Here is a 22,436-nt window from a genome sequence, read left to right as displayed (position 1 = left end):
ATGCTGACCCTGGCAGAGATCGAGGCCCTGGCCCGGCAGGCCCACGCGGCCCAGACGGACAAGGCCGGCCGCCCCTACGCGGAGCACCTCCAGGCCGTCGCCTCGGGAGTGGAGCGGCGCGGCGGCACCCCGGACCAGATCGCCGCCGCCTGGCTCCACGACGCCGTCGAGGACGACGCCCTGACCGCCGACTGGCTGGACTCCGCCCCGCTCACGGACGCCACAAAGGAAATCGTCCGCGCGCTCACCAAGCGCGCGGACGAATCTCCGCAGATCTATGCCCGTCGCATCCTCGACACCCCCGGCGCCCGCCTCGTCAAAGAGGCGGACCTGGCGCACAACGCGGACCCGGCCCGCCTCGCCGTCCTCGACGAGCCGACCCGCACCCGCCTGACCGGCAAATACGCGAGGATGCGGGCCCTGCTCGGGCTCAGCGACTGAGGATCGGCGACTGAAGCTCAGCGGCGCGAGCGCGCCAGCTCCGCCGCGTCCTTCTTGAACGCCCACTCCATCTTCGGTTCCATCGCGAACCGGAAGGCCCTCTGCACGGGCGGCGTGCACAGCAGCGTGACGACCGTGCCCGCGATGAGGGTGACGGCGACCTCCCCGAGCGGCTTGTGGATCCACCCCGCGTCGAACCAGCCCCAGAACCGGGAGCCCTTCGCCAGGAAGCCGTGCAGCAGGTAGCCGTACAGCGTGCCCGCGCCCAGCACGGTGAACCACATCTTCCGCCCCGGCACCCAGGCGAAGAAGCACGCGGTCAGCACCATCGAGCAGCCGAACAGGGCGAGCGTCATCACGACACCGGCCCACCACGGCGCCCCCAGCTCCTGCGCGCTGTCGCGGTGGTAGAACCAGGCGGACGTCATGCGCGGCCCGGCCCAGTACGCGAGCACGATCGCGGCCAGGAAGACCGGCACCGCGATGATCCGCACCTCGCGCCGCCGCACCAGCTGGAAGTGCTCCGGCTTGAGGAACAGGCCGAGCACGAAGAACGGCAGGAACTGCAGCACGCGCTGGAGGTCCAGGTCGTCGCCGATGTCGGGGGAGATCGACGCGAGCACGGCGACGCCGAGGGCGACCGGGATCGGCCAGCGGATGACCTTCCAGAGCGGCGTCGTGAGCCGCCACACGAACAGCGCGACCAGGAACCAGGTCAGGTACCAGGGGTCGAGCAGGCTGAACGGCTGCGACGGGTCGTCGTCCGCGTACCGCTTGAAGAAGGTGTAGGCGATCTCGAAGATCACGTACGGCACGGCGACGCCGGTGATCAGTCGCCGCAGCCGGTCCGGCCGCATGTCGAAACTGCGCGAGAAGTAGCCGGACACGATGATGAAAGCCGGCATGTGGAACGTGTAGACGACCATGTAGAGCGCCTCGGCGGCGCGGCTGCCGTCCGTCAGGGGCTCCCAGGAGTGCCCCATGGCGACGAAGACGATCGCCAGGTACTTCGCGTTGTCGAAGAACGCGTCCCGCTGTTTGGGGGCGGGGGCCGCCGGGGAGGCGGCCGCGGGGCGCGGATCGTGCGGGGCTCGGGGGGAGGGCGTCGCGTCCACGGTCGGTGCGGCCGGAGGCAGCGGCTGACTGCGGTGCGACCCGTGCGCAGTGCGGAACATCTGAGGCACCCTAGTGGCGCCTGTGCGATTTCGTAAAACTCCCGACGTCATTCCCGCTTTTCTCTCGGGCGCGCTCGGCATTTACGCGAGCCGGGATGGGTGTGTGGGCCACGGATCCGTCATGGACTTATTGCCGACCTGTCCGGTATCCCGCTTTTCATCCCACTTAAACGGTGCATAACATCTGTTTCCGGCCCGGCAGGTTGTCGCATTCATCACAATCATCCCCGCATGGTGATCGCATGGATAACGGGCGGTGATCGCGCGATGCGATGCGTCGTCGAATTCTGAGGATTCTCTTTAATTTCTCCTCGGCCGCGCCCCGTGTGTGGGTGTGATCACGTCGAGGGGAAAGTGCGGAAATGGCGCAGGGGACCTGGGTGGACCTGCGGCGAGCGTGCGAGGGGCATGTGTGCGCCGCATGTGCCCCATGGAAACGATCAAGCCGATTTCGCCGGCACCCCCACCCCCGCCCCCGGCGTGCTGACCACCCCGCCCACGTGCGCTGCTCGTGCGCCCCGGGGGTGTCCGGGCCCCGCGCCCTCGCGCGCGCGTGGCCGACGATGCGTCACCGGCCGCATACGGAGGCCGTGTTGGTGGCACGATGGTTCTGGCGGGGGGTGTGGGGCTGTACCCCCCGGGCCGGGAGAGCGGACCGACCTAGGGTGTGATCAGTGTGGCCATTTCGCTGTCAGTGGTGCTGTTGTTGGCGATCGTCCTCGTCGTGCTGATGCGAGGTGGTTCGATCAAGGCGGGGCCCGCCGTGGTGGCGGTCCTCTTCGGCTTCTTCCTGGCCTCGACCGGAATGGCGCCCGCGATCAACAACTTCCTCAACTCCGTCGCGTCGAGCATCGCCGCGATCAAATTCTGAGCGGCCGGACGCCGGGAGCGAAAAAGCCCCCGGCCCGGTCCACCTGGGGTGGATCCGGGCCGGAGGCCTTGGAAGAGAGCGGGCGACGGGAATCGAACCCGCGTAGCTAGTTTGGAAGACTAGGGCTCTACCATTGAGCTACGCCCGCATGCGGGACACCAGATCTCGGTGACCGCGGTACGCAGGCATCGTAGCGGGTCCCCGGGCCGGACCGCACACCCGTTGTCCGACCCGCGCCGGTCGTCCCGTCCGCACCCCGTGTCCCGACCCCGCGTCCCACCCCCGCAAAGGGGGGAGTAGCACTGCCTGCGGGCATGTACCCTACGTGTCGCACCGACGGGGTGTGGCGCAGCTTGGTAGCGCGTCCGCTTTGGGAGCGGAAGGCCGTGGGTTCAAATCCCGCCACCCCGACCAGCGTTCCGGACGGCCGCCCACCGGCGGCCCCGACGCTCGTCGTCTGCTCCGCGGGGCTCCTGAAGATCGCGTTGTGGGTCGGCTCCTGCTTGCCGTTACTATGCAAGCTGCGTGCCCGTGTGTCTCTCAGACCGTGTCTCTCAAGACCGGGCAGGAACCCAGAAGTCAGCCCCCAAGGAGACCGAACCGTGAAGAGCGCCGTGGAGACCCTGAACCCGACCCGGGTTCGGCTCAGCATCGAGGTGCCCTTCGAGGAGCTCAAGGACAGCCTCGACGCGGCGTACAAGAAGATCAACCAGCAGGTCACGGTGAAGGGCTTCCGCAAGGGCAAGATCCCTGCCCGCGTCATCGACCAGCGCTTCGGCCGCGGTGCGGTCCTGGAGGAGGCGGTCAACGACGCGCTTCCGAAGTTCTACACCGAAGCGGTCAACGAGGCGGAGCTCAACGTCCTGGGCCAGCCCGAGGTCGACATCACGGAGCTGAAGGACGGCGAGACGCTGAACTTCACCGCCGAGGTCGACATCCGCCCGACGATCGAGATCCCGGACTACTCCGGCATCGAGGTCGAGGTCGACGCGGTCGAGGTCACCGACGAGGACGTGGACAAGTCGGTCGAGCAGCTCCGTGAGCGCTTCGCCTCCACCTCCCCGGTCGAGCGTGCCGCCGAGGACGGCGACGTCGTGACGATCGACCTCGAGGCCAAGGTCGAGGGCGAGGTCCTCGAGGACGGAGTCGCCTCCGGCGTCTCCTACACCATCGGCTCGGGCGAGCTGCTCGACGGCATCGACGACGCCGTGAAGGGCCTGGAGGCCGGTGGCGAGGCCACCTTCACCTCCGAGCTCAAGGGCGGCTCCGCCGAGGGCAAGGAGGCCGAGGTCACCGTCAAGGTCACCCAGGTCGCCGCCCGTGAGCTGCCGGGCCTGGACGACGACTTCGCCCAGCTCGCCTCCGAGTTCGACACCCTCGACGAGCTGAAGGCCGACAGCCGCAAGCGCCTCGAGAACATGAAGCAGTACGACCAGGCCACCCAGGCCCAGGAGCGTGTCCTCGAGAAGCTGCTCGAGCTGGTCGAGGTCCCGGTCCCCGAGAAGCTGCTCGAGGACGAGGTCCAGACCCGCAAGCACAACCTCGAGCACCACCAGCTCGGCCAGATGGGTCTCGACATCGAGAAGTACCTCGAGATCCAGGGCAAGACGGTCGAGGAGTTCGACGCCGAGACGCGCGAGCAGGCCGTCAAGGGCATCAAGACGCAGTTCGTCCTCGACGAGCTCGTCAACAAGGAGAAGCTGAACGTCAACCAGGAGGAGCTCACCGAGCACCTCATGCGTCGCGCCGCTTCCTCCGGCATGTCCCCCGACCAGTTCGCCCAGGCCGTCGTCGAGGGCGGCCAGGTCCCGATGCTGGTCGGCGAGGTCGCCCGCGGCAAGGCCCTCGCGGTCGTCGTCGAGGCTGCCACGGTCAAGGACACCAACGGTGAGGTCGTCGACCTCGAGGACGACGAGGACGAGATCGCCGAGACCGTCGTCGCCGACGCCGAGTCCACGGAGCCCTCGGAGGAGCAGGCCCAGGCCTGACCCCCGTAGCACCACCCCAGCAGGCCCCCGGGACCCCGTCCCGGGGGCCTGCTGCGCCCCACCCCTGGGGGCGGCCGGCAGCCCTCTGGGGGCGCACGAAGTGTGCCCTTCAGGGGCGCGGGGCTGTATCCGATCAGCGACTCCGTCGCGGGGCGCGACAACCAACCCCTGGGGGCGCACGAAGTGTGCCCTCCAGGGGCGCGGGGAACTGCGCGACCAGCCCCGTACAAGCCGCACCCGCCGCGAGACCGTCGATGGCAGACGCGACCGCGCCCCGGCGAGGGCTGATCGCACCCCCGGCCGAGCCATGACCCCGCACCGAGCGGAGCGCATGCGCTCACAGCGAACAGTTCCATTCCCGGGATTCTCCGGAGGGGCCCGCGCGTTAGGGTCCATGAATACGAGGGCAGGGGAGTCCCCGAGCGAGGGCCCCGGCCTCAGTTAGAGACGCGAGACGGCGCGCTAGCCGTCAGAGACGAGCAGGTGGATACGTGACGATTCAGATGCCTTCCGCCGCCGGCGAGCCGTCCATCGGTGGTGGCCTCGGCGACCATGTCTACAACCGGCTGCTCGGCGAGCGAATCGTCTTCCTCGGCCAGCAGGTCGACGACGACATCGCCAACAAGATCACCGCGCAGATGCTTCTCCTGGCAGCGGACCCGGAGAAGGACATCTACCTCTACATCAACAGCCCCGGCGGCTCGGTGACGGCCGGCATGGCGATCTACGACACCATGCAGTACATCCCGAACGACGTGGTCACGATCGGTATGGGCATGGCGGCCTCCATGGGCCAGTTCCTGCTCACCGGCGGCACGGCGGGCAAGCGCTTCGCGCTGCCGAACACCGACATCCTGATGCACCAGGGCTCCGCCGGCATCGGCGGCACGGCCTCCGACGTCAAGATCCAGGCCGAGTACCTGCTGCGGACGAAGCAGCGTATGGCGAGGATCACGGCCCAGCACTCCGGCCAGACCGTCGAGACGATCATCCGTGACGGTGACCGCGACCGCTGGTACACCGCCGAGGAGGCCAAGGCCTACGGCCTCATCGACGAGATCATCACTGCCGCTACGGGTGTTCCGGGCGGCGGCGGCACGGGCGCCTGATCCCCGCGATCAGCACCGGCCGACCCAGCCCACTGCTTCCTTCACCAGGACGGAACACCGCCATCATGAACAACATCCCCGGCAGCGGCCTCTACACGGGCCCGCAGGTCGACAACCGCTACGTGATCCCGCGCTTCGTCGAGCGCACCTCGCAGGGCGTGCGCGAGTACGACCCGTACGCGAAGCTCTTCGAGGAGCGCGTGATCTTCCTCGGTGTGCAGATCGACGACGCGTCGGCCAACGACGTCATGGCGCAGCTGCTGTGCCTGGAGTCGATGGATCCGGACCGCGACATCTCCATCTACATCAACAGCCCCGGTGGCTCGTTCACGGCCCTCACGGCCATCTACGACACGATGCAGTTCGTGAAGCCGGACATCCAGACGGTCTGCATGGGCCAGGCGTCCTCCGCGGCCGCCGTGCTCCTCGCCGCCGGCACCCCGGGCAAGCGCATGGCCCTGCCGAACGCGCGCGTGCTGATCCACCAGCCCTCCGGCGGCACCGGCCGTGAGCAGCTCTCCGACCTGGAGATCGCGGCCAACGAGATCCTCCGCATGCGGACGCAGCTGGAGGAGATGCTGGCCAAGCACTCGACGACGCCGATCGAGAAGATCCGCGACGACATCGAGCGCGACAAGATCCTCACGGCCGAGGACGCGCTCGCGTACGGCCTGATCGACCAGATCATCTCCACCCGCAAGATGAACAACGAAGCGATCGCGTAACAGCACGCTGTATCGTCTGCCGTTCCCCGGCACGGTTCACGTCGAAGTGAACCGTGCCAAGGGGGGCCCGAACGGGGGGCCCGGCAAGGTACCGTCGGATACAGGCACCAGGAGCCGCTTGTGCGAGCGTCTCCCAGGCGAAGGGGAAGCACCTCGTGGCACGCATCGGTGACGGCGGCGATCTGCTCAAGTGCTCGTTCTGCGGAAAGAGCCAGAAGCAGGTCAAGAAGCTCATCGCAGGCCCCGGTGTGTACATCTGCGACGAGTGCATCGACCTCTGCAACGAGATCATCGAGGAAGAGCTCGCGGAGACGAGCGAGGTCCGCTGGGAGGAACTTCCCAAGCCTCGCGAGATCTACGAGTTCCTCGAGAGCTACGTCGTGGGCCAGGAGGCCGCCAAGAAGGCGCTCTCCGTGGCCGTGTACAACCACTACAAGCGCGTCCAGGCCGGCGAGAACGGCGGAGCGCAGGGCCGTGACGACGCGATCGAACTCGCGAAGTCCAACATCCTGCTCCTCGGCCCCACAGGCTCGGGCAAGACACTTCTCGCCCAGACCCTGGCGCGCATGCTGAACGTCCCGTTCGCGATCGCCGACGCCACCGCCCTCACGGAGGCGGGCTACGTCGGCGAGGACGTCGAGAACATTCTGCTGAAGCTGATCCAGGCCGCGGACTACGACGTCAAGAAGGCCGAGACGGGGATCATCTACATCGACGAGATCGACAAGGTCGCCCGTAAGAGCGAGAACCCGTCGATCACGCGCGACGTCAGCGGCGAGGGCGTGCAGCAGGCCCTCCTGAAGATCCTCGAGGGCACGACGGCGTCCGTCCCCCCGCAGGGCGGCCGCAAGCACCCGCACCAGGAGTTCATCCAGATCGACACGACGAACGTCCTGTTCATCGTGGGCGGCGCGTTCGCCGGTCTGGAGAAGATCATCGAGTCGCGGGCCGGCGCCAAGGGCATCGGCTTCGGCGCGACGATCCACTCCAAGCGCGAGCTGGAGGAGAAGGACCAGTTCCAGGAGGTCATGCCGGAGGACCTGGTGAAGTTCGGGATGATCCCCGAGTTCATCGGCCGTCTCCCGGTCATCACCTCGGTCCACAACCTCGACCGCGAGGCCCTGCTCCAGATCCTCGTGGAGCCGCGGAACGCGCTGGTGAAGCAGTACCAGCGCCTCTTCGAACTCGACGGCGTGGAGCTGGACTTCGAGCGCGAGGCCCTCGAGGCCATCGCCGACCAGGCCATCCTCCGCCGCACCGGCGCCCGCGGCCTGCGCGCCATCATGGAGGAGGTCCTCCAGTCGGTGATGTACGAGGTCCCGTCCCGCAAGGACGTCGCCCGAGTCGTCATCACAGCGGAAGCGGTCCACTCGAACGTGAACCCGACCCTGATCCCGCGCGACGCCCGCGGCACGGGCAGCGGCGAGCAGAAGTCGGCGTAGCCGCACCGCGGTTGACGTGAGCTGACATGAGAGGGGCCCCGGTCGGATGTCCGACCGGGGCCCCTCTCGTCACGTTTCCGCGGGTGCGCGTCAGGCCTTGACGCGGACCTCGGTGCGGAGCTTGGCCGCGATGTCGGAGGCGGCCTTCAGGTCGGGGGACTTGCCCGCGAGCATGTCGGCGACCTCGATCGGGACGACCATCGCGACGGTGCTGTGGTCACCCCAGATGCAGACCGGCATGTTGAACGCCTTCGGGCCCTTGGTGGCCGTGGAGGGGTTCTTGCTCTCGATCTTCACTTCCTGGCACTTCAGCACGAAGTCGTCGGTGCTGAAGTCGGTGGGGTCGCCGATGAGCGTGCCCTTGGTGTTGCCGCTCTCGTCCTTGGCGGCGTTGTCCGCGGCCTTGGCGAACATGCCGTCGACGAGCTTCGACGGGTCGTCGATCTCGCCGTAGGCACCCTGGAACTGCAGGGCCTTGCCGCCCATCGGGTTGGACGTGTCCTTGACCTCGTAGGAGGCGTTGACGGGCGTGCCGTTCTTCAGGCCGTCCTTCTCGGCGTCCTTCATGTCCTGGTCGTCGAAGCCGCCGCTCGACGACTCGCTCGCGTTCTTCTTGTACTCGCCGAGCACCGTGGCCGGCGTCGTCAGCTTGTGGGCGCCGTCGTCCGCGACCGAGGCGCCGCCTCCGCCACCGAAGACGAAGTACGCGCCGACGCCGAGCGCGGCCACGACCGCGACGGCGCCGATGATCAGGCCGGTCTTCTTGCCGCCGCCGCCACCGGCCGGCGGGGCCGGCGGGTACTGGCCGCCGTACGGGGCCTGCGGCTGCTGGCCGTAGGGGCCGGGCTGCTGCGGCTGGCTGTAGCCGCCCTGCTGCGGCGGGACACCCTGGGGAGCCTGCTGGGGGTAGCCGTAGCCGGGCTGCGGCGCCTGGGGCTGCTGGCCGTACGGTCCCGGCTGCTGCGGCTGCTGGCCGTAGGGCCCGGGCTGCTGGGGCTGCTGGCCTCCGTACGGGCCCGGCTGGTTGTAGCTCATTACTGGGGTTCCCTCCCGCTGTTTATGTGCTCCCGACATCCTGACGTACGCGCGTGCGGATCGGTCCCCCGGATTCGGTTTCAGTACGGGACTGTGACCCCTCTAAACTGACCCCGTGACCGAGAACACTCAGCAGCAGACAGCGCCCACCTCCGAACTGCCGACCCAGTACGCGCCGGCCGAGGTAGAGGGGCCGCTGTACGAGCGCTGGGTAGAGCGTGGGTACTTCGAGGCGGACGCGAAGAGCGAGAAGCCGGCGTACACCATCGTCATCCCGCCGCCGAACGTCACGGGCTCGCTCCACCTGGGCCACGCCTTCGAGCACACGCTGATCGACGCCCTCACCCGCCGCAAGCGCATGCAGGGCTTCGAGACGCTGTGGCAGCCGGGCATGGACCACGCGGGTATCGCCACGCAGAACGTCGTGGAGCGCGAGCTCGCCAAGGAGGGCAAGTCCCGCCACGACCTGGGCCGCGCGGCGTTCGTGGAGCGCGTCTGGGAGTGGAAGGCCGAGTCCGGCGGGCAGATCGCCGGCCAGATGCGCCGCCTCGGCGAGGGCCTGGCGTGGAGCCGGGACCGCTTCACCATGGACGAGGGTCTGTCCCGCGCCGTCCAGACCGTCTTCAAGAAGATGTTCGACGACGGCCTGATCTACCGCGCCGAGCGCATCATCAACTGGTGCCCGCGCTGTCTGACGGCCATCTCCGACATCGAGGTCGACTACCAGGACGACGACGGCGAGCTCGTCTCCATGAAGTACGGCGAGGGTGACGAGACCATCGTCGTCGCCACGACCCGCGCGGAGACGATGCTCGGCGACACCGCCGTCGCCGTCCACCCCGACGACGAGCGCTACGCCCACCTCATCGGCAAGCAGATCAAGCTGCCGCTGACCGACCGGTCCATCCCGGTCGTCGCCGACACGCACGTCGACCCGGAGTTCGGCACCGGCGCCGTCAAGGTGACCCCGGCGCACGACCCGAACGACTTCGCGATCGGCCAGCGTCACGACCTCGAGGCCATCGAGGTCCTCGACGAGCGCGGCGTGATCACCGCCCACGGCCCCTTCCAGGGCCTGGACCGGTTCGAGGCCCGCTCCGCGATCGTCGCCGCCCTGCGCGCCGACGGCCGGATCGTCGCCGAGAAGCGTCCGTACGTCCACTCCGTCGGCCACTGCTCGCGCTGCAAGACGACGCTGGAGCCGCGTCTGTCCCTGCAGTGGTGGGTCAAGGTCGAGACGCTCGCCAAGGCCGCGGGCGACGCGGTCCGCGACGGGCGGGTCGACATCCACCCGGCCGACATGTCGCAGCGCTACTTCGACTGGGTCGACAACCTGAACGACTGGTGCATCTCGCGCCAGCTGTGGTGGGGCCACCGCATCCCCGTCTGGCACGGTCCCGACGGCGAGCTGGTCTGCGTCGGCCCCGACGAGGAGCCGCCCACGGGCGAGGGCTGGAAGCAGGACACCGACGTCCTCGACACGTGGTTCTCCTCCGGCCTGTGGCCGTTCTCCACGCTGGGCTGGCCCGAGCAGACCCCGGACCTGGAGAAGTTCTATCCGAACTCGGTCCTGGTCACGGGCTACGACCTGATGTTCTTCTGGGTCGCCCGCATGATGATGTTCGGTCTCTACGCGATGGACGGCCAGCCGCCGTTCCGCACGATCGCGTTCCACGGCATGGTCCGTGACGAGAACGGCAAGAAGATGTCGAAGTCGTTCGGCAACGTCGTGAACCCGCTGGACTGGATGGACAAGTACGGCTCCGACGCCCTGCGCTTCACCCTGGCCAGGGGCGCCAACCCGGGCATCGACGTCCCGATCGGCGAGGACTGGGTCCAGGCCTCCCGCAACTTCGCCAACAAGATCTGGAACGCGACCCGCTTCGCGCTGATGAACGGCGCGACGGTCGAGGGCCCGCTGCCCGAGCCCGAGCAGATGTCGGCGACCGACCGCTGGATCCTGTCGCGGCTCAACAAGACGGTGGCCGAGGTCGACGGCCTCTACGACGACTACCAGTTCGCCAAGCTCAGCGACGCGCTCTACCACTACGCGTGGGACGAGGTCTTCGACTGGTACGTCGAGCTGTCGAAGACGACGTTCATGGCGGGCGGCGAGCAGGCCAAGGTGTCCGGCCGGGTCCTCGGTGAGGTCCTCGACGTGACGCTGCGTCTGCTGCACCCGATCGTCCCGTTCGTCACGGAGACGCTGTGGACGACGCTGACGGGCGGCGAGACGGTCGTCCTCGCCGAGTGGCCGAAGGACTCCGGTTTCCGTGACGAGGCCGCGGAGAAGGAGATCGAGACGATCCAGCAGGTCGTCCTCGAGGTCCGCCGCTTCAAGGCCGAGCAGGGCCTCAAGGCGGGCCAGAAGGTCCCGGCCCGCCTCGCCCTCGAAGGCAGCCCGCTCGCCGCGCACGAGGCCGCCATCCGCCAGCTGCTGAAGCTGCAGCCGGAGGGTGACGCGTTCGCCGCCAGCGCCACGCTGCCGGTGGCCGGGGTCGAGGTTGCCCTCGACCTGTCGGGCGCGATCGACGTGGCCGCCGAGCGCAAGCGCCTGGCCAAGGACCTCGCCGCCGCGGAGAAGGACAAGGCCGCGGCCGAGGGCAAGCTGGGCAACGAGGCCTTCCTCGCCAAGGCCCCGGACAACGTCGTGGACAAGATCAAGGGCCGCCTGGCCAAGGCGGACGAGGACATCGCCCGCATCCAGTCCCAGCTGGACCGCCTCCCGCAGGCGTGACCTGATCTCCGTACGCCGATCCCCGTACGACACCTGAAGGCCCCCGGAACCCATCGGTTCCGGGGGCCTTCTCCGTGGGGCGGGCGGGGCTCAGCGCGGTCCGGGGCCCTTGTCCTTGCCGCGCACCACCGGGACGAGGCTGCGCACGGCCAGGCCGGCGGCGATCAGGGTGAGGCAGCCGACGATCAGGGCGAGGATCGCGAGCGGGGACGAGCCGGTGGCGGCGAGGGTGCCGGTGCCGCCACCGCCGAGTATCGCGGCGTCCGTGGGCTTTCCGTACATGAGTGAACTCCTGTCAGTGGGTCGGGTGTTGACGGTTCTACGGGTTCAGGTGGTGACCCAGCGGGCCTCGCGGCGCAGGACCAGGTCGAGCAGGGAGCGCAGGAACACGGCCTGGCGGAACGCGTCGTAGGCCAGCTCCGGGATCAGGGGCGCGGCGAGCAGGGAGGCCCGCCAGCCGAGGCGGCGGACGGTCAGGGTGCGTTCGACGACGAAGAGCAGCGTGATCGCCGTCCAGAACACGGAGAAGCCCTGCCAGCCGATGAGGGTGAGGCTGAGCACGGCGAAGGTGGCGAAGAGGCCGAGGGCGAGGGCACCGACACCGAGCAGCAGCTGCTGGCGGAAGTAGGGGGCGGTGACCGGGGTCCAGCCGTAGTCGCGCAGGTTCTCCAGGGCGCCGCGCTGCCAGCGCAGCCGCTGGTGCCACAGCTTGCCGAGCGAGGGCATGACCTCGGTGACCAGCCAGCAGCCGTCGGGGGAGACGGTGCGGTGGCCGAGCGTCTTGACGGCCTTGGTGATCTCGTCGTCCTCGGTGAGCGAGGCCAGCGAGTAGTAGCCGTCGCCGCCGCCCACGGTGCCGGCGAGCCGGGCCGCGCGGACCTCGCGCAGCACGGACGCGCGGAACAGGGTGCCGGTACCGGTGAGCACGACAGCCTCGTTCTTCTTGCGGCGGATCTCGCCGGCGTAGCGCTGGTACTCCATGCGCTGGAGCAGGCCGAGCAGGCCGCCGCCGGGCTCCCCGTAGAAGATGCCGCCGACGGCGCCGACCTCCGGGTCGGCCATCGCGTCGACGGCGCAGGCGACGAAGTCGGGGTTGAGGACGGTGTCGGCGTCCTGCACGAGGACGTACGCGTCGTCGTCGAGCTCGTCGAGCAGCGGGCCGAGCGCCTGGTTGAGCGCGCCGGCCTTCTTGTCGCGATTGTCGGTGGGTACGAAGACCTCGGCCCCGCAGTGCGCGGCGATCCGGGCCGTTTCGTCCGTGCAGTTGTCGGCGACGACCACGATGCGGTCGGGGCGCGAGGTCTGCCGGTACAGGCCGGCCAGGGTGGCGACGATCCGGTCCTGTTCGTCGTGTGCGGGGATGAGGGCTACGAGGGGCATGGGAGACGACTGTGGGGCGGTGCGGTGGCCGTAGCGGTGTGCTCAGGTCGCGCGCGGGTCGCAGAGCGCGTCGCGGGACAGGACGAGGCTTTGGGCCCGGGCCCTACGACCGCGCCGGCCGGGGCGGCACGTACCGGTAGCCGACCCCGCGGACCGTCTCCACGGGAGCGTCCCGACCGGTGGCCCGCGCGATGCTGCGGCGCAGGCGCAGCACCGCGTGCTTGACCTTCGTGGAGTCGCCGTCGGGCCGGGACCGCCAGGCGCGGGCGAGGAGCTGCTCGGGGGTGAGCACCTGCCCGGCGTTGAAGGCGAGCGCGAACAGGAGGTCGAACTCGAGGGCGGTGAGCGGGACGAAGGTGCCGGCGAGGGAGGCCTCGCGGGTCAGCAGGTCGAGCCGCAGGACGCCGTCGTCGAGGAGTTGGCCCGCCGGGTCGGCGGGCATCGCGCGCCGCAGCCGGGCCAGGATCAGGGCCTTGGCGAAGGGGAGCGGCACGTCGAGCCAGAGCAGGTCGTCGGCGCCGGCCTCCAGGGCGCGCAGCGCGGTCCGCTCGCGGTAGGTGCGGTCGAGCGCCATGACGCACAGGTCCTCGGTCATCTCGCGGACCCGCTGCAGCACGTCCCACGGCCCCGGGTTCCGCAGCCGCAGGCTGAGCAGCAGCAGGTCGGGCCGGTACCGGTACAGGTCGCGCAGCGCGTCCTGCCCCGTGTGCACCATGCGGTACGTGAAGCGCGGGTCCCGCAGGGTCGTCAGGACGTGCGGCGGGGCGTCGGCCGGGGTCGCGACGAGGAGGAGCGGCAGGGCGCGGCCGGTCGACGTCATCCGGTGCGCAGTCCGAGGCGGACGAGTTCGGCTTCGGCGAGGGCGTCCAGGGTGGCCGGGTCGCCCTCGCGCCAGCCCTCGGCGAGGCTGCCGGGGGTGGAGTCGGGCAGGGCGCCCGCGGTGCGGCCCACGTCGTCGAGGGGGCGCAGGAGGGTGCGCAGGGCGAGGAGTTCGCGGCCGTCCTCGGTGGCGGCGAGGTCGCGGGCGGCGGCGGCCTGCCGTACCCAGCGCAGCCGCCGGGGCAGCCACAGCGCGAGCAGCAGCGCCACGGGCACCACGAACAGGGCGACCGCGGCGAGCAGCGCGAGTGCCTGGGCCGGCGCCGGGCCGGCGGGCGAGGCGTCGGCGAGCCGGTCGCCGGCCAGCGCGACGTCGTGCAGGGTGCCGTTCACGCGCGGGCCGAGCAGCGGCAGCCGGGCGTTCGCGTGCGGGGCGGGGCGATCCGGCTGGGAGATCAGCCGGTGCGCGGCGACGGCGGCCGAGGCCCAGCCGCCGGACCACAGCAGCACCGCGCCGTCACCGAGGATCTGCCGTGTGCGACGGCCGGGTTGATGTGCGTACCACATGGTCAGATTGGACCCCCGGGCTCCGGGAGGGGAGGCGAACCGCGCCGAGCGGGCGGGGCGGTTTACGGCGGATGGACGCGTGCCGCGGGGACAGGGGGCGGCGGTGTCGGCGGGGCTCCGTAGACTGGCGGATGTGAGTGACCTCCCCCCGCACGACAGCAGCGACGACCACGAGACCGACGGTGTGCCCGGCGTCCCCGACGCCTTCGACGACATCGTCGGCGAAGAGACGACCCGTGACCCGGACCTCGCGGTGATCGAGGCGGGCAGCCGCACCCTGCGCACACAGGGCGGCCCCCCGCAGGGCGACGGCATTCCGGCCCGCCCCGAGGACCCCGAGGTGGAGAAGGCGCTGCGCGCGGTCGAGGCCGACCTGGCCACGCGCTGGGGCGAGACGAAGCTGGAGCCCTCCGTCAGCCGTATCGCCGCGCTGATGGACGTGCTGGGCGAGCCGCAGCGCGCGTACCCCTCGATCCACATCACGGGGACGAACGGGAAGACGTCGACGGCCCGCATGATCGAGGCCCTGCTCGGCGCCTTCGAGCTGCGCACCGGGCGGTACACCTCGCCGCACGTGCAGTCCGTCACCGAGCGCATCAGCCTGGACGGCGCCCCGATCAGCCACGAGCGCTTCATCGAGACGTTCGAGGACATCAAGCCGTACGTCGAGCTGGTCGACGCCCAGCAGGAGTACCGGCTGTCGTTCTTCGAGGTGCTGACCGGCATGGCCTACGCGGCCTTCGCCGACGCGCCCGTGGACGTCGCGGTCGTCGAGGTCGGCATGGGCGGCAGCTGGGACGCGACGAACGTGATCGACGGCTCGGTCGCCGTGATCACGCCGATCGACCTGGACCACACCGACCGGCTCGGCTCCACGCCCGGCGAGATCGCGGGTGAGAAGTCCGGGATCATCAAGCAGGGCGCCACGGTGATCATGGCGCAGCAGCCGGTGGACGCCGCGCAGGTCATCCTCAAGAAGGCCGTCGAGACGGACGCGACCGTGGCCCGCGAGGGTCTGGAGTTCGGTGTCGTCGCGCGGCAGGTCGCGGTCGGCGGCCAGCTCGTGACGCTGCGCGGGCTCGGCGGCGAGTACGAGGAGGTCTTCCTCCCGCTGCACGGCGCCCACCAGGCGCACAACGCGGCGGTGGCGCTCGCCGCGGTCGAGGCGTTCTTCGGCGTCGGCTCGCAGCACACGCGCCCGCTCGACATCGACACGATCCGCACCGCGTTCGCCTCGGTGAGCTCGCCGGGCCGCCTGGAGGTGGTGCGCCGCTCGCCGACCGTGGTCCTGGACGCCGCGCACAACCCGGCGGGGGCGCGGGTCACCGCCGAGGCGATCGGCGAGGTCTTCGACTTCAGCCGGCTGATCGGTGTCGTCGGCGCGAGCGGCGACAAGAACGTACGAGGGCTGCTCGAGGCCTTCGAGCCGATCTTCGCGGAGATCGTCGTCACGCAGAACTCGAGCCACCGCGCGATGGACGCCGACGAGCTGGCCGCGGTGGCCGTCGAGGTGTTCGGGGACGACCGGGTGGTCGTCGAACCGCGGCTCGACGACGCGCTGGAGGCCGCGATCACGCTCGCCGAGGAGGAGGGCGAGTTCGCGGGCGGGGGCGTGCTCGTCACCGGGTCCGTGATCACGGTCGGCGAGGCCAGGCTGTTGCTGGGGAAGGGCTGATCCGCTGTGCGTACGTTGTGTTCCTCGACCCTGATCGGTGAGTTCTTCATCATCGGGTTCGCCGGGCTCGTGGCCATGAAGGACCCGGATCTGTCGTCCGGGCTCGTGTGGACGGTGTGCGGGGTCGCGATGCTGCTCAGCGTGCTGCTGTGCGGGATGGTGACGCGGCCCGGGGGTGTCCAGCTGGGCTGGGCGCTGCAGATCCTGCTGGTGCTGAGCGGGTTCTTCGTGCCGCTCATGTTCTTCCTGGGGCTGTGCTTCGCGGGGCTGTGGTGGGCCTCGGTCCACTTCGGGCGCCGGATCGACGAGGCGAAGCTCCGCTGGGCCGCGGGTCAGTAGTCGTCCGGCGCCTGTTCGTCGGGCCTCGTCTGCCGGGCGAGGTCTCGTCGCCGGGTAACACGTCCGTCGTGGCCGGTCGCGCAGTTCCCCGCGCCCCTGAAATGCAGACCCTTCGGGTCGCATTTCCCCGATGAGGCGCAGCCTCATCAGGGGCGCGGGGAACTGCGCGAGAAGCCCCACCGGGCCGCACCCGGCGACGAACCGGTGAACCCGCGGCGAGGGGCCGGGCCCGGGGCGCCCCATGGCCCCCGTAAACTCAGCCGCACCGCACCACAAGGCCGTACAAGGAGTCCAGCCGAATGACCCAGCGCACGCTCGTCCTGCTCAAGCCCGACGCGGTCCGCCGTGGCCTGATCGGGGAGATCATCGGCCGCATCGAGCGCAAGGCCGGGTGGACGATCAGCGCCCTGGAGCTGCGCTCCCTGAGCCAGGAGACGCTGGAGCAGCACTACGGCGAGCACCAGGGCAAGCCGTTCTACGAGCCGCTGGTCGCGTTCATGTCCTCCGGCCCCGTCGTCGCGCTGGTCGTCGAGGGCGAGCGGGTCATCGAGGGCGTGCGCCAGCTGGCCGGCCCGACGGACCCGATCGCGGCCGCCCCGGGTTCGATCCGCGGCGACTTCGGCGTCATCGTCCGGGAGAACCTGATCCACGCCTCGGACTCCGAGGAGTCCGCCGAGCGCGAGCTGAAGATCTTCTTCCCGGGTCTCGTCTGACCCGTCCGATCCATGAGCGGCCCGAGAAATCAGGCCGCTCTTTGGCATATGCGCCCCGATCGGGGGAACGCGACCCCCCGTCGGCACGTCCCCAATAGCGGGGCGGGGATTCATCTGCTGACAATGGCGAAGACCCTCGCGCCGCGCGTGTGCAGGCGAGACTACGATGGAGCCTTCACGCGCGCACCGCGTCCAACCTCGCCTACCTGACAAGCAATCAAACGCTCCACTTGGGAAGGCCAGACGAATCCTGATGGGGAACTCAATGTCGTTCATCGGCCGTGACATGGCTGTCGACCTCGGGACCGCCAACACGCTGGTGTACGTCAGGGGCCGCGGGATCGTACTCAACGAGCCGTCCGTGGTCGCGATCAACACCAACACCGGTGGCATCCTCGCGGTCGGCGCCGAGGCCAAGAAGATGATCGGTCGCACGCCGGGCAACATCGTCGCCGTGCGTCCGCTCAAGGACGGTGTGATCGCCGACTTCGAGATCACCGAGCGCATGCTCCGCTACTTCATCCTGAAGATCCACAAGCGGCGCTACCTCGCCCGGCCTCGCGTCGTGGTCTGCGTACCCTCCGGCATCACCGGCGTCGAGCGCCGCGCGGTCATCGAGGCCTCCTCGCAGGCCGGCGCGCGCCAGGTGCACATCATCGAGGAGCCCATGGCCGCGGCCATCGGCTCCGGCCTCCCGGTCCACGAGGCCACGGGCAACATGGTGGTGGACATCGGCGGCGGCACCACGGAGGTCGCGGTCATCTCGCTCGGCGGAATCGTCACAGCACAGTCGATCCGGGTCGCCGGCGACGAGCTGGACAACGCGATCATCCAGCACATCAAGAAGGAGTACTCGCTCCTTCTCGGTGAGCGGACCGCCGAGCAGATCAAGATCACGATCGGTTCCGCGTACGACCTGGACTCCGACGAGCACACCGAGATCCGCGGCCGCGACCTCGTGTCCGGCCTGCCCAAGACCGTCGTCATCTCGGCCGCCGAGGTGCGCAAGGCGATCGAGGAGCCGGTCAACGCGATCGTCGACGCGGTGAAGACCACCCTCGACAAGTGCCCGCCCGAGCTCTCGGGCGACGTGATGGACCGGGGCATCGTCCTCACCGGCGGCGGCGCCCTGCTGCGCGGCCTCGACGAGCGGCTGCGCCGCGAGACCGGCATGCCGATCCACATCGCCGAGGACCCGCTGGACTCGGTGGCCCTCGGTTCCGGAAAGTGCGTGGAGGAGTTCGAGGCGCTTCAGCAGGTGCTGGACGCCCAGCCGCGCCGTTGAGTACAGCGCGCACACCTTAAAGGGTGGGTCCGCCGCACGAGTGCCTGCCACTTCGTGCGGCGGATCGCTGATATATAGGCAAGACATCGCGAATCAATAAAAATCCGCCCGACATCCCAGACACATCAGATATCCCAGACATACTGAGTGACCCGTTTTCTGATTTCTGATTGAGGAAGGCACGGCCGCCGCACGTGAGGGACACACGAGAGAGCCGGCTGCTCCTGGTGCTGCTGATCGCCATCGCGTTCGCTTTGATCACGGTGGACATCCGGGGTGGGGAGGACTCGCCGGCCCAGGGTGCCCGCCAGGCCGCCGCGAAGGTCTTCGGCCCGGTGGAGAACGGCGTCTCCGGAGCGGTCGATCCGATCGGCAACGCCATAAGCGCGGTACGCGACTCCGGAGCCCGGCACGACCGGATCAGCCGGCTCGAGCGGGAGAACGCGGCGCTGAAGGCGAAGCTCGGCAGCGACGACCGCAACCGCAGCAAGATCCACCAGCTCGACAGCATGCTGAAGACCGCCGGAGCCGGCCAGTACGGCATCAAGGGGGCGCAGGTCATCGCCATAGGGTCCGCACAGGGCTTCTCCTGGACCGTGACCATCGACGCGGGTGCCAGTGACGGCATCGAGCGCGACATGACGGTCCTCAACGGCGACGGGCTCGTCGGCCGCGTCACCACCGTCGGCCCGAACACCGCGACGGTCCTGCTCGCCAACGACCCCGACTTCACCGTCGGCACCCGCATGGAGAAGACCGACGAGCTCGGCTTCGCGTCCGGCCAGGGCGACCGCCCGCTGCGCGTCCAGCTGCTCAACGGCAAGGCCAAGGTCAAGAAGGGCGACCGCCTCGTCACCTTCGGCTCGCAGGCCGACAAGCCCTTCGTACCCGGCGTCCCGGTCGGCCGGGTCGTCCGCGTGGATCCGTCCGGCGGCGACCTGACCCGTACCGTCTACGTCCAGCCGTACGTCGGCTTCACCAAGCTCGACATCGTCGGCATCGTCGTCCAGGCCCCGCGCTCCGACCCGCGCGACCAGGTCCTGCCCGCCAAGCCGAAGCCCGCGCCGACCGTCACGGTCACCGCGACCCCGTCGGCGCCCGCGAACGGCGAGAACCCGGCCCAGAACGACCCGGCCCAGAACGACCCGGCGGGGAACAACCAGGCGGGGAACAACGAAGCCGGCGGCGACCCGGCCCGGAACAACCCGGCAGACAACAACGCGGCCGGCGACAACGCGGCCGCCGACACCGACCAGTAGCAGGGGGACCCGAGAAAGATGCGCGTCAACCGGATCCTCCTGTCCTCCGTACTCGTCGTCGTCGCCCTGGTCGTCCAGGTCTGCATCCTGTCCCGGCTCCAACTGCCCGGCGCCGTCCCCGACCTGCTGCTCCTGACCGTCCTCGGGCTCGCGCTCGTCTACGGACACGTCGGCGGCGCCCTCGTCGGCTTCGGCGCCGGACTCCTCGCCGACATCGCCCCGCCCGCCGACCACGCGGCCGGCCGCTACGCCCTCGTCCTGTGCGTCATCGGCTACCTCGCCGGCCTCGCCAAGCCCGACAACGGACGGCTGCGGACCGCCTCGGGCCCCATGCTCGTCGTGGTCGCCGCCGCCGTCGGCACCACCCTCCTGTACGCGGGCGTCGGCGCCCTCGTCGGAGACACCGCGGCCCGCCACGTCGGCCTCGGCAGCCTGCTGTTCACGGCGGCGCTCTACGACCTGCTGCTCGCCCCGTTCGTCGTGCCCGGCGTCATGGCCCTCGCCAGACGCGCCGAGAACGATCCGCTGGCCGACAGCGCGGGCGGCGGCTCCAAGGCCACCGACGTCTCCGCCGGCTGGCTCTCCTCCGGCACCGGGCTGCGCATCGGCAGCCAGCGCGGGGGACTGCGGATGAAGGCCGTGAAGGCGCGCTCGGCGCGCGCGGGACGCATCAAGGGGGTCAAGCGCCTGTGACCAACATTCCCGAGACCGGACGGACGCCCCGCGTCCAGATCCGCCTCATCGTGCTGCAGATCCTCGTCCTCTCGCTCCTGCTCACCCTCGGCGGCCGCCTCTGGTACCTCCAGGTGCGCAACGGGGACGAGTACGCCAAGGAAGCCTCCGGCAACCACGTCCAGCAGGTCGTCACCCCCGCCGTGCGCGGCTCGATCCTCGACGCCCGTGGCATCCCCCTCGCCGACAACGAGACCCGCCTCGTGGTCTCCGCCTCCCGCACCGACCTGATGAAGATGGAGGACGACGGCAAGGGCGTCCTCACCAAGCTCGCCGACGTCCTCGGGATGAAGCCCAAGGAGGTCATGGAGAAGGTCCGGCTGTGCGACGCCAAGACGCCGCAGCCCTGCTGGAACGGCTCGCCGTACCAGCCCATCCCCATCACCGACGAGGCCACCCCCAAGCAGGCCCTCCAGATCCGCGAGCGCGGCGAGGACTTCCCCGGCATCACCGCCGAGCCCACCGCCGTACGCCGCTACGCGGGCCCCGGCGGCTCCAACACCGCACAGGTCCTCGGCTACCTCTCCCCGGTCACCGACGCCGAGATCGAGCAGGCCAAGGACACCGAGTCCCCGTACCTGCGCTCCGACCAGGTCGGCCGCTCCGGCCTGGAGCGCACGTACGACAAGGAACTGCGCGGCAAGGCCGGCGTCACCCGCTACGAGGTCGACAACCTCGGCCGGGTCATCGGCCGCGCCAAGAGCGACGACGCCCAGCCCGGCGGCAATGTCGTCACCTCCATCGACGCCCGCGTCCAGTCCGTCGCCGAGTACGAGCTCAACGAGGCGATGAAGGCCGCCCGCCACGAGTTCGACAAGAACACCGGCGAGAACTACAAGGCCGACTCCGGCGCCGTCGTCGTCATGGAGGCCAAGACCGGCCGCGTCGTCGCCATGGCCTCCAACCCGTCCTACGACCCGAACGCCTGGGTCGGCGGAATCAGCGGCAAGGACTACGCCCAGCTCACCGGCAAGAAGTCCAACTACCCGCTGCTCAACCGCGCCACCCAGGGCCAGGCCGCCCCCGGCTCCATCTTCAAGGTCGTCTCCACGACCGCGGCGGTCAACGCGGGCTACCCGTTCAACGGCCGCTACCCCTGCACCAGCTCGTACTCGATCGGCAGCCAGGTCTTCAAGAACTTCGAGTCGGAGAACTTCGGCCCGATCAACCTCGGCCGCGCCCTCGAGGTCTCCTGCGACACCGTCTTCTACGGGCTCGCCCACAACGAGTGGAAGAAGGACGGCGGCACCAAGCCGAAGAAGAACGCCAACGACTGGTTCTTCAAGACCGCCAAGCAGTTCGGCCTCAGCAAGAAGACCGGCATCGACCTGCCCAGCGAGGTCAGCGGCCGCATCCCGGACCGCAAGTGGAAGCAGGACTTCTGGAAGGCCAACAAGGACGCCTGGTGCAAGGCCGCCAAGAAGGGCGGCGACTACATCCAGCGGCTCTCCTACGAGAACTGTCTGGAGGGCAACCAGATGCGCGCCGGTGACGAGGTCAACTACTCCATCGGCCAGGGCGACACCCTCGTCACCCCCATCCAGATGGCGTCCATCTACGCGGCGATCTCCAACGGCGGCACCCTGCACCGGCCCGAGGTCGGCAAGGCCGTCATCAGCGCCGACGGCAAGCAGACCACCGAGCTGCAGCCGAAGGTCAACGGCAAGCTGCCGATGACCAGGAAGACCCGCGACGAGATAGACGAAGCACTGGCGGGAGTGGCGACCCGCGGTACGGCGGCCTGGCGCTTCGGCGGCTGGCCCCAGGACAAGATCCCGATGCACGCCAAGACGGGTACGGCCGAGGTCTACGGCAAGCAGACCACCTCGTGGTTCGCGACGTACACCAAGGACTACTCGATCGTCATGACGATCTCCCAGGGTGGTACGGGTTCCGGCGCGTCCGGCCCCGCCGTCCGCAAGATCTACGACGCCATCTACGGCCTCGACGAGAACGGCAAGCAGAACAAGAAGAAGGCCCTGCTGCCCTCGCCGCAGACCTCCCTGCCGAAGATCGGGTCCGACGGCTCGATCGACGCGCCGAAGATCGAACCGTACGCGCCGCAGAAGGAGGAGCCGCCCGCCGAACAGGAACTCGCCGCCGGGCCCCCCTCCTCCACGTACGGCAGGAGGGACTGACCACCC

Annotated in this window: 20 protein-coding genes and 2 tRNA genes; 15 read left to right on the top strand and 7 right to left on the bottom strand. The window is 69.6% G+C overall.

From position 1 onward, the window contains the following. Positions 1–441: an HD domain-containing protein gene (locus tag ACIBTU_RS13430; protein ID WP_399126230.1), complete on the top strand. Its 441-nt coding sequence runs from the start codon at positions 1–3 to the stop codon at positions 439–441. Between the two features lie 17 nt (positions 442–458). Here ACIBTU_RS13430 and ACIBTU_RS13425 read toward each other — a convergent pair whose 3' ends face one another. Then, complete coding sequence (locus tag ACIBTU_RS13425; protein ID WP_399126190.1) at positions 459–1,616, bottom strand: acyltransferase family protein; 1,158 nt, start codon at positions 1,614–1,616, stop codon at positions 459–461. 676 nt (positions 1,617–2,292) lie between these two features. Between ACIBTU_RS13425 and ACIBTU_RS13420 the strand changes: the two genes are divergently transcribed. After that, positions 2,293–2,487, top strand: coding sequence for a hypothetical protein (locus tag ACIBTU_RS13420; protein WP_399126189.1), 195 nt, complete (start codon positions 2,293–2,295; stop codon positions 2,485–2,487). A 77-nt stretch (positions 2,488–2,564) separates the two neighbouring features. Here the strand turns inward: ACIBTU_RS13420 and ACIBTU_RS13415 are convergent. Continuing rightward, a tRNA-Gly gene (locus ACIBTU_RS13415) sits at positions 2,565–2,635 on the bottom strand. A 189-nt stretch (positions 2,636–2,824) separates the two neighbouring features. Here ACIBTU_RS13415 and ACIBTU_RS13410 point away from each other — a divergent pair. From ACIBTU_RS13410 to clpX, 5 genes are all read left to right on the top strand, one after another. Continuing rightward, positions 2,825–2,901: transfer RNA gene (locus ACIBTU_RS13410), tRNA-Pro, on the top strand. Between the two features lie 188 nt (positions 2,902–3,089). Further along, entirely contained in the window at positions 3,090–4,475 is a 1,386-nt protein-coding gene (gene tig, locus ACIBTU_RS13405; protein ID WP_399126188.1) for a trigger factor, read from the top strand. A gap of 503 nt (positions 4,476–4,978) precedes the next feature. Continuing rightward, entirely contained in the window at positions 4,979–5,584 is a 606-nt protein-coding gene (locus ACIBTU_RS13400; RefSeq protein ID WP_399126229.1) for an ATP-dependent Clp protease proteolytic subunit, read from the top strand. A 65-nt stretch (positions 5,585–5,649) separates the two neighbouring features. Continuing rightward, positions 5,650–6,309, top strand: coding sequence for an ATP-dependent Clp protease proteolytic subunit (locus ACIBTU_RS13395; RefSeq protein WP_188338946.1), 660 nt, complete (start codon positions 5,650–5,652; stop codon positions 6,307–6,309). Between the two features lie 155 nt (positions 6,310–6,464). After that, positions 6,465–7,751, top strand: a complete 1,287-nt coding sequence (clpX, locus tag ACIBTU_RS13390; protein WP_161300949.1) for an ATP-dependent Clp protease ATP-binding subunit ClpX — start codon at positions 6,465–6,467, stop codon at positions 7,749–7,751. A 90-nt stretch (positions 7,752–7,841) separates the two neighbouring features. Here clpX and ACIBTU_RS13385 read toward each other — a convergent pair whose 3' ends face one another. Next, positions 7,842–8,786, bottom strand: coding sequence for a hypothetical protein (locus ACIBTU_RS13385; RefSeq protein WP_399126187.1), 945 nt, complete (start codon positions 8,784–8,786; stop codon positions 7,842–7,844). A gap of 115 nt (positions 8,787–8,901) precedes the next feature. On the opposite strand from ACIBTU_RS13385, the gene ACIBTU_RS13380 reads away from it, so the two are divergent. Next, on the top strand, positions 8,902–11,523 hold the full coding sequence (locus tag ACIBTU_RS13380; RefSeq protein WP_399126186.1) for a valine--tRNA ligase: 2,622 nt from the start codon (positions 8,902–8,904) through the stop codon (positions 11,521–11,523). A gap of 90 nt (positions 11,524–11,613) precedes the next feature. On the opposite strand, the gene ACIBTU_RS13375 is transcribed toward ACIBTU_RS13380, so the two are convergent. From ACIBTU_RS13375 to ACIBTU_RS13360, 4 genes are all read right to left on the bottom strand, one after another. After that, entirely contained in the window at positions 11,614–11,805 is a 192-nt protein-coding gene (locus ACIBTU_RS13375) for a hypothetical protein (protein WP_399126184.1), read from the bottom strand. A gap of 45 nt (positions 11,806–11,850) precedes the next feature. Next, positions 11,851–12,903, bottom strand: coding sequence for a glycosyltransferase (locus ACIBTU_RS13370; protein ID WP_399126181.1), 1,053 nt, complete (start codon positions 12,901–12,903; stop codon positions 11,851–11,853). 103 nt (positions 12,904–13,006) lie between these two features. Further along, the gene (locus ACIBTU_RS13365) at positions 13,007–13,723 is read right to left on the bottom strand and encodes a winged-helix domain-containing protein (RefSeq protein WP_399126180.1); all 717 of its coding nucleotides are present in this window, start codon (positions 13,721–13,723) and stop codon (positions 13,007–13,009) included. After that, a complete protein-coding gene (locus tag ACIBTU_RS13360) occupies positions 13,720–14,289 on the bottom strand; it encodes a hypothetical protein (protein WP_399126179.1) in 570 nt (189 codons plus the stop codon). Before ACIBTU_RS13360 ends, ACIBTU_RS13365 begins: the two co-directional genes overlap by 4 nt. Before the next feature lie 133 nt (positions 14,290–14,422). Here ACIBTU_RS13360 and ACIBTU_RS13355 point away from each other — a divergent pair, with 133 nt between their 5' ends. The 7 genes from ACIBTU_RS13355 (at position 14,423) to mrdA (ending at position 22,430) form a co-directional block, all read left to right on the top strand. Further along, positions 14,423–15,964 carry a bifunctional folylpolyglutamate synthase/dihydrofolate synthase gene (locus tag ACIBTU_RS13355; RefSeq protein WP_399126178.1) on the top strand — a complete coding sequence of 514 codons (1,542 nt, stop codon included), beginning with the start codon at positions 14,423–14,425 and terminating at the stop codon, positions 15,962–15,964. A gap of 6 nt (positions 15,965–15,970) precedes the next feature. Next, the gene (locus ACIBTU_RS13350) at positions 15,971–16,303 is read left to right on the top strand and encodes a DUF4233 domain-containing protein (RefSeq protein ID WP_399126176.1); all 333 of its coding nucleotides are present in this window, start codon (positions 15,971–15,973) and stop codon (positions 16,301–16,303) included. A gap of 299 nt (positions 16,304–16,602) precedes the next feature. After that, positions 16,603–17,016 (top strand): nucleoside-diphosphate kinase, encoded by a 414-nt coding sequence (ndk, locus tag ACIBTU_RS13345; RefSeq protein ID WP_161300954.1) that lies wholly within the window; start codon positions 16,603–16,605, stop codon positions 17,014–17,016. 265 nt (positions 17,017–17,281) lie between these two features. Then, positions 17,282–18,301, top strand: a complete 1,020-nt coding sequence (locus tag ACIBTU_RS13340; RefSeq protein WP_059131610.1) for a rod shape-determining protein — start codon at positions 17,282–17,284, stop codon at positions 18,299–18,301. Positions 18,302–18,495: 194 nt separating this feature from the next. Continuing rightward, on the top strand, positions 18,496–19,560 hold the full coding sequence (gene mreC, locus ACIBTU_RS13335) for a rod shape-determining protein MreC (protein ID WP_399126174.1): 1,065 nt from the start codon (positions 18,496–18,498) through the stop codon (positions 19,558–19,560). An 18-nt stretch (positions 19,561–19,578) separates the two neighbouring features. Beyond that, complete coding sequence (gene mreD / locus ACIBTU_RS13330) at positions 19,579–20,253, top strand: rod shape-determining protein MreD (RefSeq protein ID WP_188338957.1); 675 nt, start codon at positions 19,579–19,581, stop codon at positions 20,251–20,253. Continuing rightward, the gene (mrdA, locus tag ACIBTU_RS13325; protein WP_399126173.1) at positions 20,250–22,430 is read left to right on the top strand and encodes a penicillin-binding protein 2; all 2,181 of its coding nucleotides are present in this window, start codon (positions 20,250–20,252) and stop codon (positions 22,428–22,430) included. Before mreD ends, mrdA begins: the two co-directional genes overlap by 4 nt. The last annotated feature ends 6 nt before the right edge of the window (positions 22,431–22,436 follow it).

The sequence above is a fragment of the Streptomyces sp. NPDC050145 genome (genome assembly GCF_044460245.1).
In the GTDB taxonomy this organism is placed as follows: Bacteria; Actinomycetota; Actinomycetes; order Streptomycetales; family Streptomycetaceae; genus Streptomyces.
The sequence above is the reverse complement of the archived record's forward strand: the minus strand, read 5'-3'. Positions and strand labels throughout refer to the sequence as shown.